Raw genomic sequence first — 14871 nt, 5'->3', positions numbered from 1 at the left:
TGGTGATCGCGGGCAAACAGGCGATCGACAACGACATGAACGCGACCGGCCAGATGCTGGCGGCGCTGCTGGGCTGGGGTCAGGCGACCTATGCCTCTGAGGTTGCGATCGAGGGCGAGCATGCCGTCGTGACCCGCGAAGTGGACGGCGGTCTGCAGACCATCAAGGTGAAGCTGCCGGCGATCGTCACCGCCGACCTGCGCCTGAACGAGCCGCGCTACGCCTCGCTGCCCAACATCATGAAAGCCAAGAAGAAACCGCTGGACGAAAAGACCGCCGCCGATTTCGGCGTCGATGTCACGCCGCGCCTGACCGTCGTCAAGACGGCAGAGCCCGCCGCGCGTTCGGCCGGGGAAATGGTTGGCTCGGTCGACGAGCTGGTGTCGAAGCTGAAAGAAAAGGGGATCGTGTAATGGCTGTTCTTCTCCTTGCAGAAATCGCCGGTGGTGCACTGGCGCTGGACGCCACCGCCAAGGCGGTGACCGCTGCCAAATCGCTGGGCGATGTGACCGTTCTGGTTGCGGGCCCCGCTGCCGCAGGCGAGGCCGCGTCGAAGATCGACGGCGTGGCAAAGGTTCTGGTGGCGGATGACGCCGCCTATGCCAACGGCCTGGCCGAGCCGGTCGCCGATCTGGTGGTCAGCCTGGCAGGCAATTATGAACATATCGTTGCTCCGTCCACGGCGAGCGCGAAAAACATCCTGCCGCGCGTCGCGGCGCTGCTGGACGTGATGGTTTTGTCGGACGTCACCGCCATCGTGGACGGGTCCACGTTCGAACGCCCGATCTACGCGGGCAACGCGATTCAGACGGTAAAGTCCAACGATTCCAAGAAGGTACTGACCGTCCGCACCACCGCCTTCGACGCGGCTGGCCAGGGTGGTTCGGCCGCCGTCGAGGCCATCGCAGCGGCCGGCAACGCGGGCCTGAGCGCCTGGGTCGAGGACAAGGTCGCGGCGTCGGATCGTCCGGAACTGACCTCGGCCAAGATCGTGGTCTCGGGCGGTCGCGGCGTCGGTTCCGAGGAGAACTTCGCGATCATCGAGGGCCTGGCCGACAAGCTGGGCGCGGCGGTCGGCGCCTCGCGCGCGGCGGTGGATAGCGGGTTCGCACCGAACGACTGGCAGGTCGGCCAGACCGGCAAGGTCGTGGCGCCCGAGCTGTACATCGCGGTCGGGATTTCCGGGGCAATTCAACACCTTGCAGGCATGAAGGACAGCAAGGTCATCGTCGCCATCAACAAGGATGAAGAGGCCCAGATCTTCCAGGTCGCCGACTACGGCCTGGTCGCAGACCTGCTCGACGCCGTCCCGGATATGACAAAGGCACTCTAAGAATGACAAACGTCTACATCTGCGATTACATCCGCACACCAATTGGTCGCTATGGCGGCGCGCTTTCTTCTGTGCGAGCCGACGATCTTGGTGCAATCCCACTCAGGGCCCTGGCCAGCCGAAACCCGAAGCTAGATCTAGCGGCCATTGACGAAGTGATTTTCGGCTGCGCCAACCAGGCGGGCGAGGACAACCGCAACGTCGCACGCATGTCGCTGCTACTCGCGGGATTTCCGGATTGTGTCCCTGGCACGACGATGAACCGGTTGTGCGGATCGGGTATGGACGCCGTAATCACAGCCGCCCGCGCGATCAAAGCTGGAGAAGCCGATCTCATTGTTGCTGGCGGTGTGGAAAGCATGTCTCGTGCTCCGTTTGTGATGCCAAAAGCTACAACTGCATTCTCGCGCGAAAATTCTGCTGAAGACACCACCATCGGCTGGCGCTTCGTCAATAAACAGATGAAGAGTCAATACGGCGTCGACAGCATGCCTGAAACGGCCGAAAACGTAGCGGAAGACTTCAGCATCAACCGCGCCGACCAAGATGCCTTCGCCATGCGTTCGCAGCGAAAGGCGAGAGATGCCATGGCGAACGGTCGTTTGGCCCGTGAAATTGTCCCGGTAGAGATTCCTCAGCGAAAGGGGGAGCCAAAGATCGTCGTACAGGATGAACACCCTCGCGCGGGTACGACTTTGGAAGCGCTCGCCCAACTGAAAACTTTCGTAAAAGCGGACGGCACTGTAACCGCTGGGAATTCTTCGGGCGTGAACGATGGTGCCGCAGCATTGATCCTTGCCACCAGCGACGTCGCAAAAAAATTTGGCCTCACACCGATCGCAAGGGTCTTGGGCGGCGCAACCGCGGGCGTCGCACCGCGCATCATGGGTTTCGGGCCGGCACCGGCGTCGGAAAAGCTGATGGCGCGACTTGGACTGAAACAAGAAGACTTCTCGGTAATCGAACTTAACGAAGCCTTTGCTTCGCAGGGTCTGGCCACACTACGGCACCTGGGGATCGCGGATGATGACGCCCGCGTGAACCCGAACGGCGGCGCTATTGCTCTCGGCCATCCGCTTGGCATGTCAGGTGCCCGCATCACTGGTTCAGCGATGCTGGACCTCAAACCTGGAGAAAAGTCGTTATCGACCATGTGTATTGGCGTGGGACAGGGGATTGCAATCGCGCTCGAAGCTGTCTGAGGTGCCGCGACAACCACAAAACTAACATAAGTCTAATTATGCGTTTAATTTCTTGTAGCCGGGCACATTCTAAACTGGCTTGCGATAAATGCCCTATCTTGCTGGAAGCGCAACATCACGGCGGTCACAGATCATGAATTGAAAATGATCTGTGACCGCCTCAACGCAACACCCAGAAAATGCCTCGGATGGAAAACGGCCGAAGTGATCCGGGAAACTCTGACGACGGACAATCCCAACATGAGTCGCAGTTCAGATATCGCTCACAGATAACCGTCGCGGACTTTGCCGCTAGCGGTTTCGAGTGATACCATTTCGACCCAATCCTACATGTGAGCTTCGCGGTAAACACAAGGTATCAATTGTTACCTTTGTTGCACACCCCGATTGGCAGAAAATTAGTTTAATAGAAATTTCCTCGGTGCGCACCTCATAGAGTGACCGGGAAAGGGGCGCCGCGTCAGTCGGTCGTGAAGGGAGAAATGAAATGACCCAGCTAGATTTAGCCAGAAACAGTCAGGCGGAGCGCCGGGTGAGGAAACTGGTCGAATACCGGTCCGCGCATTATGCTTCGCATTCGGAGGCAGCGAGTTACTTCACAAACACCCCTGCACGGGTCCAGTTTTGCTTTGCCAACCCGATCATCTGCCGCCTGGGACGCGGTCACAAAATCATGAGCGTGTCGGACAGCGACGCATTCGACTTCATGCCCGGCGATGTCATGTTCGTCCCGCCGGGGCTGGAAATCGACATCGACTTGAGCATGGCGCGCACGGACGCTCCGATTGAATGCGATTGCATCGAGATCGAAAACGAGCGCGTCGAGTCAGTGCTTGGACGACTGAACGAGACCATGACGCGTGGCGGGCACCCGATCGCGATGTCGCTCGACTGGACAGCGTTCTCGGTGTTGCGGGGCGGCGAGGCGGATGAGCTTGATCTGCCGAACCTGATGCGCCTGTTTCGGACCGAAAGAGATGTGTTTTCCGATTTGCGCATTGACTCCAAGATTGACGATCTTCTTCTACGGCTACTCCAGCTTCGCGGGCGTTCCCTGCTTGTCAGCAAATACGGATCGCACGATTCCGGTATTGCGGCGGTAGCCAGCCTCATCCGGGACAACCTGCACCGCCATGTGCCGATCGCGGAACTGGCACGTGCTGCCGCGACGTCGGAATCGTCCGTGAACCGCCAGTTCAAGAAGTACTTCGGCACCACGCCGGCGCGCTTTGCCAACAAGGTCCGCATCGCCGAGGCAAAACGTCAATTGCGCAAGTCTCTGACGCCGATAGAGGCTCTTGCCTTTGAGCTTGGCTTTTCTGATGCGAGCCATTTCGGTCGAACTTTCCGCAAGACCACAGGCGAAACGCCTGCGGGTTATCGTAAGCGCCGTCAGAGACCGCCAAGTATGTTGTCTTGATTGTTTTGTTCCAAGTGTTGCGTGTTTTGTTCATGGCGCAATAATTCTGATCGCATTTTCATATATCCAAAATTCATCTTGGGAGGAAAGAAAATGCTCGATTGGCTTAAGCGAGGCAGCGGGGACACAAAAGTGCCGGCCCGCGAGATGTTTATTGGCGGCGCGTGGAGCGCGGCCAGCAACGAAAAGACATTCGCGACGGACAATTCCACCACCGGAGACACCATTGCGCAAGTCGCGGACGCAACTGCGGACGATGTGACGGCGGCCATTGACGCAGCGACAAAGGCGCAGCCAGACTGGGCGGCGTTGCCTCCTGCTGCGCGCGCAGGGCTTTTTCACCGCGCTGCGGCACTGTTTGTGGAGCGTCAGCAGGATTTCGTGGACATGCTCGTCGCTGAGACCGGCTCGGGCTTTGGCAAGGCGATGTTTGAATGCTCGCTAGTACCGCTGGCGCTCGCCGAAGCCGCCGGGCTGACCACCCGCGAGATCGGCGAGATCTATCCGAGCCAGGTACCGGGGAAGATAAATCGCACGTTGCGCTCGCCCGCAGGCGTCGTGGGCGCAATCAGCCCGTGGAATTTCCCCCTTTACCTGTCGCTGCGAGGCTTCATTTATGCGCTGGCGCTCGGCAACACCGCCGTTCTGAAACCCTCAGAAGACAGTCCCCTGTCCGGTGGCCTGATGTTGGCGGAACTCTTCAACGACGCGGGTTTCCCAGCGGGTGTTTTCAACGTTGTTACGACCTCCCGCGACGGTGCGGCCATGGTGGGAAATGCTTTTGTAGATGACAAACGGATCGCGGTGATGAGTTTTACAGGCTCAACACGCGTCGGTCAGCTTCTCGCGACCGCTTGCGCCAAGGCATTCAAACCGATCGTGCTCGAACTCGGCGGCAAGAACTCGATGATCGTGCGCAAGGATGCCGATCTCGACCGTGCAGTCGATCTGGCATTCTTTGGTTCGTTCCTGCATCAGGGCCAGATTTGCATGTCCTGCGACAAAGTTCTGGTGGACCGTTCGATTTATGATGCGTTTGTCGAAAAGCTTGTGGCTAAGACAGTCAATTTCGTCCCCACCAACCCCGACGAACAGACCTGCGTGGTCGGCCCGATCATCAACACCCGTCAGCTGCGCCGGATCGAGGCCATGGTGGATTCAGCCGTCAAGGCTGGTGCCAAAGCTGAATGCGGCGGCAAGGCCCAAGGACCGTTCTACACCGCTACGGTGCTGACCCGCGTGACGCCGGAGATGGATGTCTGGACAGATGAAGTCTTTGGCCCCGTGACCACCGTGACGCCGTTTGACAGTGAAGATGAAGCCATCGCGATGGCCAATGACACGCCTTATGGTCTGTCTGCCTCTGTCGTTACCGGCGATGTGTTGCACGGTGAACTTCTGGCCGAGCGCATCCATGCGGGCATGGTCCACATCAACGACTCGACGGTCCACGACGAACCGCATTGCCCATTCTCGGGAATCGGGGCTTCGGGTGGCGGCGGCAAATGGGGACCGAAAGGCGCCATCGAGGCCTTTACAACGCAGCGCTGGATCTCGACCCAGCGTCAGCCGCACCCACTGCCGTTCTAGACGCTAGCCGAAAGTAAGAATTGGCCCGCTCCTCATGCGGTGAGGAGCCGTTTGGAGCGGGCGACTATGTCTTTGGGAGGACAATCATGAAAATTTTTTCGAAAGCACTCGAAAAGGGCGATAGGCTGATGACGCTTCAGGCCGGGCTGGTGCATGGCCGCATCGGGCGGCGGGCCTTTATACAGATGGCCGTGGCGGCCGGCGCATCGCTGGCGACAGCCAAAGTCTGGGCACAGGAACTGGGCGATGCGGCGATCACGCAGCGCTATAATGCGCAGAACCTGGCTAGATCCTATGACTATATCGTCGTCGGCTCCGGGTCAGGCGGCGCTGTGGTCGCTGGACGACTGGCAGCCGAAACCGATGCCAACGTACTGGTGCTGGAAGCCGGCGATACCGATCAGATTGACGAAGTACTGAACCCGCTGATGTGGCCCACCAATATCCGTTCCGAACGTGACTGGGGTTATACCGCAGAGGCTTCCGACAAGGTGAACGGGCGTTCTCTGATCCTACCGATGGGCAAGGTTGTTGGCGGCGGATCGTCGATCAACGTGATGATTTGGGCGCGTGGCCACAAGAACGATTTCGACCACTGGGCCGCCGAAACCGGCGATGAGGCCTGGAACTACGAGAATGTGCTGAAGATTTACAAGCGGATCGAAGATTGGCACGGCCCAGCAGATGACAGCCGCCGCGGCACGGGAGGGCGACTTTTCGTCACTGAGGTCGAAGACCCTAACCCGATCGCGCCGGCCTTTCTGCAAGCCTGTGAAAGCGTCGGGATTCCATCCTATTCCGATATGAACGGCGAAATGATGGAAGGCGAGGGCGGTGCGGCACTCGCCAATGTGCGGATCAAGGACGGGATGCGCCGCAACCTGCCCGCCGACTACCTTTGGGAAACGCTGAAGCGCCCGAACATCACACTGGTGACCGGCGCAACCGTCCACCGCGTCGAGCTTGATGGAACCACCGTGACGGGCGTCACTTTCGAGAAGGACGGCGAAGTGATGACCGTGGGCGCGAATGAACGCGTCGTACTCTCGGCAGGTGCGATCAACACGCCGAAAATCCTGATGCAGTCAGGTATTGGTCCGGCGGCTCACCTCCGCGAGGTTGGCGTGGAGGTAGCGCATGATCTGCCCGGGGTCGGCCAAAATTTCCAGGATCACATCCTCGCCGCGGGCTGCGTATGGGAGTATGACACCCCGCTGCCGCCGCATAACTCGGCGGCCGAGGCGACATTCTTCTGGAAGTCGAATTCCAACCTCGACACACCCGACCTACAACCTTTCCAGATTGAGGTGCCCTACGCATCGGAAGTCCATGGCCCGGCCTTCGAGGTTCCGGCGGGGTCGTGGACTATCGCGCCCGGCATCGTGAAACCGAAATCGCGCGGCGAGATGCGGCTCACGGGGCCGAACCCCAGCGATCCCCTCTCGATTGACGGCGGCTTCCTTAAGGAAGAGGCCGACCTGACCGCGCTCACCCGCTGCATTGAACTGTGCCGCGAAATCGGCAACTCCTCCCCGATGGCCGAGTTCGTGAAACGCGAGGTGATGCCCGGCGCGTTGTCGGGCGAAGACCTCAAGGACTTCGCCCGCAGCGCTGCCGGGACCTATTTCCACGAAAGCTGCACCTGCAAGATGGGTACGGACGAGATGTCGGTCGTGGATGGGTCGCTGTCAGTTTATGGCATCGAAAAACTGTCGATTGCCGACGCCTCAGTCATGCCGCAGGTCTCGACCGGCAACACGATGGCCCCAACCGTGATCATCGGCGAACGGATGGCCGACATTCTGGTGGGAGCGATCTGATGACTTTGCAAGCGATATTGACCCGACCCGCTATGGCCGCGATTGCGTTGGTGGCGGCGCTCCAGAGCGCTCAGGCGCAGGACTTTTCGGATCGCAAGATCGAGTTGAAGGCCGGGCTGACGGGTGTGTTCTTTGACGAGGCCGCGACCGTCAGCATAGGCGGCGTAGAAGTGCCAGGCGGTGATGCTCGGATCGACGACAATGTCACAGCCATTTTCGAGGTTGGGTACTTCTTTCGCCCGGACATTTCGGTCTGGTTGGGCCTCGGCCTTCCCGCGACAACCAGCCTTTACGGTGCCGGTTCGCTTGAGGCGTTCGGGCATCTGGGCGATGTCACCTATGGCGCCCCAAGCCTGACCCTGCGCTACCATTTCAACACCGACGGCAGGGTATCACCCTATATCGGAGCAGGTGCGGTCTATGGGCTGATCCTCGACGAAGAAGATGCGGCGCTTGCTGACGTGTCGGTCGATAACGGCTGAGGCACGGTGCTGGTCGCCGGTGTCGACTACGCCATCGACGACAGATGGGGCGCTTTTGCAGAGATCAAGAAATCCTGGCTGGAAACCGAAACAGATTTCACAGCGCCCACTGGGGCCGGACCGGTGGTGGGGGGCTCAAAGCTGACGCTCGATCCGGTCACGGTCACGTTGGGTGTGTCGTATCGGTTCTGACGACAAACGAGGAGCATTGCATGAGCGAAGATCGTTACGTCGATATCATGGGGCTGAGGACGCGCTACCGGCAAGTCGGCACGTCCGGTCCGGTGGTGCTCCTCGTCCACGGGATCTATTCGTCCATCGAGGACTGGCAGGGCAATATCGGCCCGCTCGCCGAGCGATACCGGGTCTGGGCGGTGGACCTGCCGGGCTGCGGCAGGACCGACAAGCCCGCCGATTTAGACCTGTCGCTCGATGCGCAGGTCGCGTTTCTGCGGGCCTTCGTGACGGAACTCGGGCTCGAAAGTTTCCACCTCGTGGGGCACTCGATGGGCGGACGGCTGTCATTGGGGCTCACGCGCGCAGAGCCGGCTCGGGTCCGTTCGCTGACCCTCGTCTCGCCTGCAGTGATCGGCTATGAGACCTACATTCTCTTCCGGCTCTCGACCCTGCCGGGGCTGGGAGAAATGTTGACCTGGCCGAACCCGCTGGGGATGCGGATGCTGATGGGGGAGGTCGTTCATGACAAGAGCCTGGTGACCGATGAACTCGTGCGCGCAAGACTGGCCTTCGCCCGCATGCCAGGGGCGCAACGCGCCTTTCTGAAGACCCTGCGTGGATTGTCGAACCTGTTCGGATTCCGCCGTGAACTGGTGCGTGACCTGCATGGTTGGCTGGGCGAAATCGACCAGCAGGTTATGGTGATCTGGGGCAAGCAGGACAAGCTAACGCCAATGCATCACCTGCGATTCCTCGAGCAGGGAACAAATGCCATTCGCAAACGTCTCTATGATGGCTGCGGTCACCTGCCGCATCTGGAACACGCGGATCGGTTCAACGCGGATCTGACGGCTTTTGTCGCGGATGTCGACAACCCGTGACTGTGGCACGCCAAAAAGTGTGTTCCGGTATCCGTGCATTCGTTAACAAAACACCCCGATATCGCGCCCTTAGTGACCTGCCCCCCGAAACCTCCCGCACTTTAATGTAGAGTTTGCTCAACCTCTTGAAGGAGCAAACAGATGCGAAAGAGCCGTTTTACAGAAGCGCAGATCATCGGGATGATCAAAGAACAGGAAGCCGGGATGCCGACGGAAGAGGTCTGCCGCAAGCACGGTCTCAGCCAGGGCACATTTTATAAATTCAAATCCAAGTATGGCGGCATGGAAGTGTCTGATGCGGCCAAGCTGAAGGCTTTGGAGGATGAGAAGGCAGGCATCCGATTCCGGCGATCTCGCGCCGTTCCCAGATTTCTTCTCAGCACCTTCGAATGTAACATATATCGCGTGGTGACATTTCGCGCATCGTGTCCGTTTCGCGGGCATGAACTTGCGGGACCGTGTAGCACAGAACATCCAGGAATTGAGACGCGCCCGCGGCCTCAGCCAGGAGGAGCTTGCTCATCGGGCCGACGTGAGCCGCGGCCATATGGGCAAGGTCGAGAACGCCAAGTTCGCGGCCTCCCTCGACCTTCTCGAACGCATCGCCAAGGCGCTCAATGTCGACCCCGAAGAACTCTTCGCGAAACGCTAGTGCGCTTCCTGAGGCTTTGATCCCGTCACCCAACGCGAGAGACATAACGGCAAGAACGATACGAGTGGCGCGGGTACATGGCGAAGAGAAAGACTGGCTGGCCCTTCCTGGAAGGGTTTATCATCGACGGAACGCAGGAAACCCATGTGTTCACCGACTATCGCTGGGATGATGGAAGCGTGAGCCGCCGCCAATTCGTGGATCCTGACAGTTACGACCCTACGCTTGTCATAGTACGGCCAGTGTCACTCAAACTGTCGGACAGACAGCATCAGTAGGAAAACCACTCCGAGTGACCCATGTTGCCCTCGTAGTCGCCGAATTCGACCATGATGCTGCGGGAATAGAAGTGCCAAAGGCCGCCACCGCTCGGATAGGCGATCTCCTGTCCGCTTTCCGAGACGAATGTCGTGGGCCAGGGCGTGTGGGACCCGTAGACCCGCTGGATATAGCGGCAGGTCCGGTTCTCACGATCGCAGGAGCGGATCGACCAGTCCCACTGACGCGGCTCGTCACGCGGCTCGTAGGAGCGCCCGGTGAACCAGATCACATGGGTCCGGTTCAGCCATTCGTATTCGGGCAGGTTGGTGTCGAGCTCGCCCTCGCCGCCGGGCCCGCCCAGCTCGACCGGCACATGGGCAAAGGTGCATACCCCGAAGGGCGGCAGGCTCGGCCAGGGCGTGATGCGGCGGATCATCGTGCGATAGGCCCGCGCGCAGACAGCACTCGGGGGGAAACCACCCGCCATGCAGAGCATGATGGCGCAGTCGATGTCATAGGCTTGCGCCTTCTCCGGGGCTCCGAAGCCTGCCAAACCCCCGATTATCGCCGCCATTACTTGTCGTCTCATGCCACTCTCCCGCAAAAGTTGCGGCAACTATCGTGCAATATGTAGTTTTCTGCAATATGTCGTATTGACTCTATATAACTTTATGGCCTTAGTGTCGTGAAGTAGAAGGGCTCTCGTGGGGAGAGTCCGAACATGCCGATAGCGCGCAACCAGATCCTGATCACCATAGACGGTGTCAAAGACTTGTCCGAGAAGGGCATCGCGTTCCGCTGCCGGTATGAACTCGTGGGGTTCACGGACGATGGCAAGCCGCGCTACCAGTGCATCTACCTGCGCGAGGGCGAACCGGAAGCCATTCTGGTCTCAACCCGGATCACCCCGCACGGTCCGGAGCCGCGGTATTTCAACATATGGCCAGGGCTCTTCAAACATCATCTCGAGTTCGGTGACGGGCGCGATCTGCGCTTTGGTCCTGATTACAGCATCACCCTCGAGGAGCGCGGCTGACGTCATCGCCTTTGGCCGTGACGGGGCGGCCCGGACCTCGGGCTGGACCTTTCATGGCGCGCGGCCTGCGTGGGTGGGGCTGAGTGATAGCGCTGAGGCCGGGGTGGTTCTTGCCTCGCTGGATGCCACACCGCCGTCTGGCCGCGACGACATCCTCTCCCTGATCCGCACGACTGCTGACCGGCACCAGGGGAACCGTGCCCTGCGGCAGGTCGGCCTCGATGAGGACGACTGGCTGGTCCTTTTCCAAGCGCTGGTCGAGGCCGAAAGCAGCTACAATCCGACTGCCGTGAGCCCCAAGGGTGCCTACGGTCTTGGCCAGCTGATGCCAGACACGGCCCGCAGCCTCGGAGTCGATCCGCGCGATCCGTCCCAGAACCTCGATGGCGCCGCACGCTATCTGCTCGCGCAGATCGCCACGTTCAAGGACATCGATCTGGCGCTCGCGGCCTACAATGCCGGGCCGCATCGCGTGGTCGAATATTCCGGAATTCCACCCTTCGCCGAGACCCGCGACTACATCGCGCGCATCCACCGGATCCGGGCCCGACTCGCGGGCACATCCGTTTCCGCGCCGGACATCCGTGTCGCGACCCGCGTGCCAGCCCGCGCGCCAGTCCTCATCGATCTTCAGTAAAACAAGGGAACTTCGCATGCTTCGACATCGCCTCAGCCGCCTCTTGCCTGCCGCCACAACCCTGGCGGCTTTCGCAACGCCCGCCCTCGCGCAAGACTTGTCACCCATCCAGACCATGCTGGAAACCGTCGAGGCCGCGCTGACCGGTCCGATCGGGATTGCGGTCGCCACGCTCGCGGTCATCGGCACCGGCTTCATGTGCATGATGGGGCGCCTCAACTGGGGCTGGTTTGCCTCGGTCATCATCGGGATCGTCCTGATTTTCTCGGCTGGCACCATCGTCGACGGCTTCTCGTGACATTCCGGCAAAATAGCGTCCTACGAGGGACCCGAACGCGTTGTGCTTCGCAAACGCTGCCTCGGGTCCCTCTCCGGACACACATTTCCTTCTAAGCCGGAATATCACCCTATGGCAGAACGATCCCCCCTCTTTCTGGGCCTCGCCCGACCGCCCAAGTATCTGGGCCTCCCTGTCGGATACCTCGTGGTGCTGGCGACCGGGGTCGTTCTGCCGTTCATCTGGACGAAGTCTATGGTCTTCTTCCTGATCGGTATCATCGCCTATCCGATCCTCTGGTTTGTCGCCGACCGCGAGCCGCATTTCTTCGAGGTCTTGCGCGTCTCCTACGGTTCGGTGCGCCCGACGAAGAACCGCACCCTGCATGGAGGGGACAGCTTTGGCGCTTGATACGGGCACACTTTCCACTCACGGAACCGCTCTGCTTCAGGCTGGCGGCGGGGCGTTCGCGCGGGAGAGTTATCTCGCGGAACACCTGCCGTATTTTGCCCTTGCCGATGACGATGTCATGGTGCTCCGCGAGGGCGACCTCATGGCGAGCCTGCGCTTTGATGGCCTCAATCCGATGACCAGCGAAGACACCCGGCTCGATGCGCTCAAGCGCGCGGTTGCCGCCATCGTCGCTCAGACCGGCAATGCCTTCGGCTTCTACATCCACCGGATCTCCGTGCCGCAGGATCTCGGAATGCGCCCCATCGAGGGAGACAGCTTCGCCGCCGCGATCGACGCGCGCTGGCAGGACCATGTGAAAGACCTGCGCCCGGCCAAGCGCCAACTCTATCTCAGCGTCATTCGGCGGCCTGATATCTCGGCGCGCATTCCGCTTCTGCGGGCGCTGGCCCGTAAGGCCTGGGTCAAGGACCGCGCGACGCGCCTGCAGGAGCTGAACGAGGTCATGGGCTTCTTCGAGGTGGCACTTGCCTCGGCCAATCCCGTGCGGCTGACCCGCAAGGGAGGCGAATGGCTGGGCTATCTCAACACGCTGAACGCGGGCAGCTTCTCCCCCATCGCCTTCGGGCAAAGCGCCTTGCCCCTCTCACATACCTTGAGCAATTGCCGCGCGACCTTTGACGGCGACGTCGTCACCCTGACCGATGCCGTGACCGGTCAGGTCAAATATGGCGCACTTTTCTCGATGAAGACCTATCCGGCCCTCACCGACGTGACGCTCCTCGACGCGCTCGACCTGCCGCTCGACATCGTGCTGACGAATTCTTTCAGCCCGATCCCGAACAACATCATGGCCGAACGCATCCAGCGCATCATCCGCCAAATGCAGGCCTCCGACGATGCCGCCGTCTCCCTGCGCGAACAACTGGGCCAGGCCGCAGACGACCAGGAAGCAGGCCGTATCGCCTTCGGCGACCATCACCTCTCCATCGCCGTCTATGTGCCTGACCGCGACACGCTTGAACGGGCAGCCGCCCAGATCAAGCGCGTCGGACAGGAAATCATGTCGGTGATCGTGCGCGAAAACATGGCGCTGAAAGCCACCTATTTCGCGCAATCCCCCGGCAATTTCGGCTACCGCGCCCGCAAGACACCGATCTCCTCGATCAACTTTGCCGACTTCGCGGCCCTGCATGGCAGTGTCGAAGGGCGCGGCCCGGATCAGTCGCCCTGGGGCCAGACCATTTCGGTTCTGCCGACAGTCGGCACCTCTGGCTACCGCTTCAACTTCCACGAGGCGGGAAGCTCGGCCAAGGAACCGACCGTCGGACACACCCTCGTTCTGGGGCGCACCGGCACGGGCAAGACGCTCACCACCGCCTTCCTTGCGGCGCAGGCGCAGCGGGTCGGCGCGCGGCTCTTTTTCTTCGACAAGGATCGCGGGCTCGAGATGGCCGTCCGCGCCCTTGGCGGGCGATACAATGAAATCCGTGCCGGTGTTCCCACGGGGCTGAACCCGCTCGCCACCGAGACCGACGAGCGCGGCCGCGCCTGGCTCTCGGACTGGCTTGCGACACTTCTCACACGGAATGGCACACTTTCGGGCGAGCAATCTCGCCATATCCAGAGTGCCGTCGGGCAGAACGCCGATGCGGGCGTGGCGCTGCAGCGCTTCGCCAGTTTCGAGACGCTGTTCCAGTCGCTCGATGACGACGGCGAGTTGCAATCCCGCGTTGCCGAATGGGCCCCGGGCGGACGCTATGGCTGGGTCTTTGACGAGCCCGAGCGCGGCGCGGGCCTCAAACTCACGGGCGACATCGTCGGGTTTGACATGACCGAAATCCTCGACATGACCACCGAGCGCATGGCGGTGCTCTCCTATATCTTCCGTCAGATCGAACGCGTGGTCGAAGACCGCCGACCCACCATCATCGTGCTCGACGAGGCCTGGAAGCTATTGGACGATCCCTACTTCGGGGCGCGGCTGGAAAACTGGCTGGTCACGCTTCGGAAGATGAACTGCGTCGTGATCATGATGACGCAATATCCGAGCCAGTTGCGCGACAGCCGCGTGGGCAAGACCATCGTCGAGACGGTGCCGACCCAGATCCTCTTCCCGAACGATCGCGCCACGTTCTCCGATTACGACTTCCTGCGCGTGAACGCCAAAGAGGCGGCTCTTCTCGTCCAGCCTACCATCGGCCAGCGCATCGCGCTCGTTCGCTCGGCGGGCGACAGCGTCTTCGTCGATGCCGACCTCTCCGCGCTCGGCACCCTCCTCCCCATCCTTGGCGGCGGCGCCACCGGAGAGGCCCGCGTACCCGCCGATTGGCGCGCCAATCCCAATTTCTGGAGAAATGTGCTATGAGTTCGAAACCCCTCTTTATGCTTTGCGCCGCCGCAGCAGTCCTTCTCTCAGCTTGCGAGAAATACACCGAACAAACCTCGCCCTGCTTCGGTCGCAATGGCGAACCGCGGGTGACGCGCGCGGCCCTCTCTTTCTCGACCATGGGCGCACCGGTTAAGCAAGGAAGCAAACCCGACTGCAGCTTCGAGCTCCTGCCCCGTCCGGAATGAGCCGCGCCGCGATCATATCCGCCGGGCTCTGCCTCGGCCTCAGTGCCCTGCCCGCGCATGCCCAGGGCGTGCCGACGCAGGACAATTCCGCGATCGGCCGCGCGATCGCGCGGCC

The 14871-nt window shown here is 60.9% G+C and carries 15 protein-coding genes and 2 pseudogenes; 16 read left to right on the top strand and 1 reads right to left on the bottom strand.

Annotated features, from left to right (window positions below; all coding sequences use genetic code 11):
- From J7416_RS22385 to J7416_RS22330, 11 genes and pseudogenes are all read left to right on the top strand, one after another.
- Positions 1 to 413: electron transfer flavoprotein subunit beta/FixA family protein (locus J7416_RS22385; RefSeq protein WP_209227903.1), on the top strand; the 413-nt coding region annotated here is incomplete at its 5' end.
- Positions 413 to 1333: an FAD-binding protein gene (locus J7416_RS22380; protein ID WP_009804214.1), complete on the top strand. Its 921-nt coding sequence runs from the start codon at positions 413 to 415 to the stop codon at positions 1331 to 1333. The genes J7416_RS22385 and J7416_RS22380, both read left to right, overlap by 1 nt.
- Positions 1334 to 1335: 2 nt before the next feature.
- Positions 1336 to 2535, top strand: coding sequence for a 3-oxoadipyl-CoA thiolase (pcaF, locus tag J7416_RS22375; RefSeq protein ID WP_009804213.1), 1200 nt, complete (start codon positions 1336 to 1338; stop codon positions 2533 to 2535).
- A gap of 487 nt (positions 2536 to 3022) precedes the next feature.
- Positions 3023 to 3955, top strand: a complete 933-nt coding sequence (locus J7416_RS22370; protein ID WP_040179399.1) for a helix-turn-helix domain-containing protein — start codon at positions 3023 to 3025, stop codon at positions 3953 to 3955.
- A 93-nt stretch (positions 3956 to 4048) separates the two neighbouring features.
- Positions 4049 to 5545, top strand: coding sequence for an aldehyde dehydrogenase family protein (locus J7416_RS22365; protein WP_040179400.1), 1497 nt, complete (start codon positions 4049 to 4051; stop codon positions 5543 to 5545).
- Between the two features lie 86 nt (positions 5546 to 5631).
- On the top strand, positions 5632 to 7365 hold the full coding sequence (locus tag J7416_RS22360; RefSeq protein WP_209227901.1) for a GMC family oxidoreductase N-terminal domain-containing protein: 1734 nt from the start codon (positions 5632 to 5634) through the stop codon (positions 7363 to 7365).
- Positions 7365 to 8039: pseudogene (locus J7416_RS22355) on the top strand (OmpW family outer membrane protein). Before J7416_RS22360 ends, J7416_RS22355 begins: the two are co-directional and overlap by 1 nt.
- 20 nt (positions 8040 to 8059) lie before the next feature.
- Positions 8060 to 8905: an alpha/beta fold hydrolase gene (locus tag J7416_RS22345; RefSeq protein WP_040179405.1), complete on the top strand. Its 846-nt coding sequence runs from the start codon at positions 8060 to 8062 to the stop codon at positions 8903 to 8905.
- A 141-nt stretch (positions 8906 to 9046) separates the two neighbouring features.
- Positions 9047 to 9238: pseudogene (locus tag J7416_RS22340) on the top strand (transposase); the annotation flags it as partial.
- Positions 9239 to 9347: 109 nt separating this feature from the next.
- Positions 9348 to 9557 (top strand): helix-turn-helix transcriptional regulator, encoded by a 210-nt coding sequence (locus J7416_RS22335; RefSeq protein ID WP_152460876.1) that lies wholly within the window; start codon positions 9348 to 9350, stop codon positions 9555 to 9557.
- A gap of 77 nt (positions 9558 to 9634) precedes the next feature.
- Complete coding sequence (locus tag J7416_RS22330) at positions 9635 to 9835, top strand: hypothetical protein (protein ID WP_152460877.1); 201 nt, start codon at positions 9635 to 9637, stop codon at positions 9833 to 9835.
- Here the strand turns inward: J7416_RS22330 and J7416_RS22325 are convergent.
- Positions 9829 to 10407 (bottom strand): hypothetical protein, encoded by a 579-nt coding sequence (locus J7416_RS22325; protein ID WP_152460878.1) that lies wholly within the window; start codon positions 10405 to 10407, stop codon positions 9829 to 9831. The two genes, J7416_RS22330 and J7416_RS22325, sit on opposite strands and share 7 nt — an antisense overlap.
- 132 nt (positions 10408 to 10539) lie before the next feature.
- Here J7416_RS22325 and J7416_RS22320 point away from each other — a divergent pair, with 132 nt between their 5' ends.
- From J7416_RS22320 to J7416_RS22300, 5 genes are all read left to right on the top strand, one after another.
- Positions 10540 to 10854: a hypothetical protein gene (locus J7416_RS22320; protein ID WP_008335576.1), complete on the top strand. Its 315-nt coding sequence runs from the start codon at positions 10540 to 10542 to the stop codon at positions 10852 to 10854.
- A 103-nt stretch (positions 10855 to 10957) separates the two neighbouring features.
- A complete protein-coding gene (locus tag J7416_RS22315) occupies positions 10958 to 11491 on the top strand; it encodes a lytic transglycosylase domain-containing protein (protein WP_180888401.1) in 534 nt (177 codons plus the stop codon).
- Positions 11492 to 11507: 16 nt separating this feature from the next.
- Entirely contained in the window at positions 11508 to 11789 is a 282-nt protein-coding gene (locus tag J7416_RS22310; protein ID WP_009574106.1) for a TrbC/VirB2 family protein, read from the top strand.
- 111 nt (positions 11790 to 11900) lie between these two features.
- Positions 11901 to 12179 carry a VirB3 family type IV secretion system protein gene (locus tag J7416_RS22305; RefSeq protein ID WP_180888400.1) on the top strand — a complete coding sequence of 93 codons (279 nt, stop codon included), beginning with the start codon at positions 11901 to 11903 and terminating at the stop codon, positions 12177 to 12179.
- Positions 12154 to 14547 (top strand): type IV secretion system protein B4, encoded by a 2394-nt coding sequence (locus J7416_RS22300; protein ID WP_180888399.1) that lies wholly within the window; start codon positions 12154 to 12156, stop codon positions 14545 to 14547. Before J7416_RS22305 ends, J7416_RS22300 begins: the two co-directional genes overlap by 26 nt.
- Positions 14548 to 14871 lie beyond the last annotated feature (324 nt).

The organism is Ruegeria sp. R14_0, assembly GCF_017743975.1.
In the GTDB taxonomy this organism is placed as follows: Bacteria; Pseudomonadota; Alphaproteobacteria; order Rhodobacterales; family Rhodobacteraceae; genus Ruegeria.
This window is presented reverse-complemented; position numbering and strand designations above follow the sequence as displayed.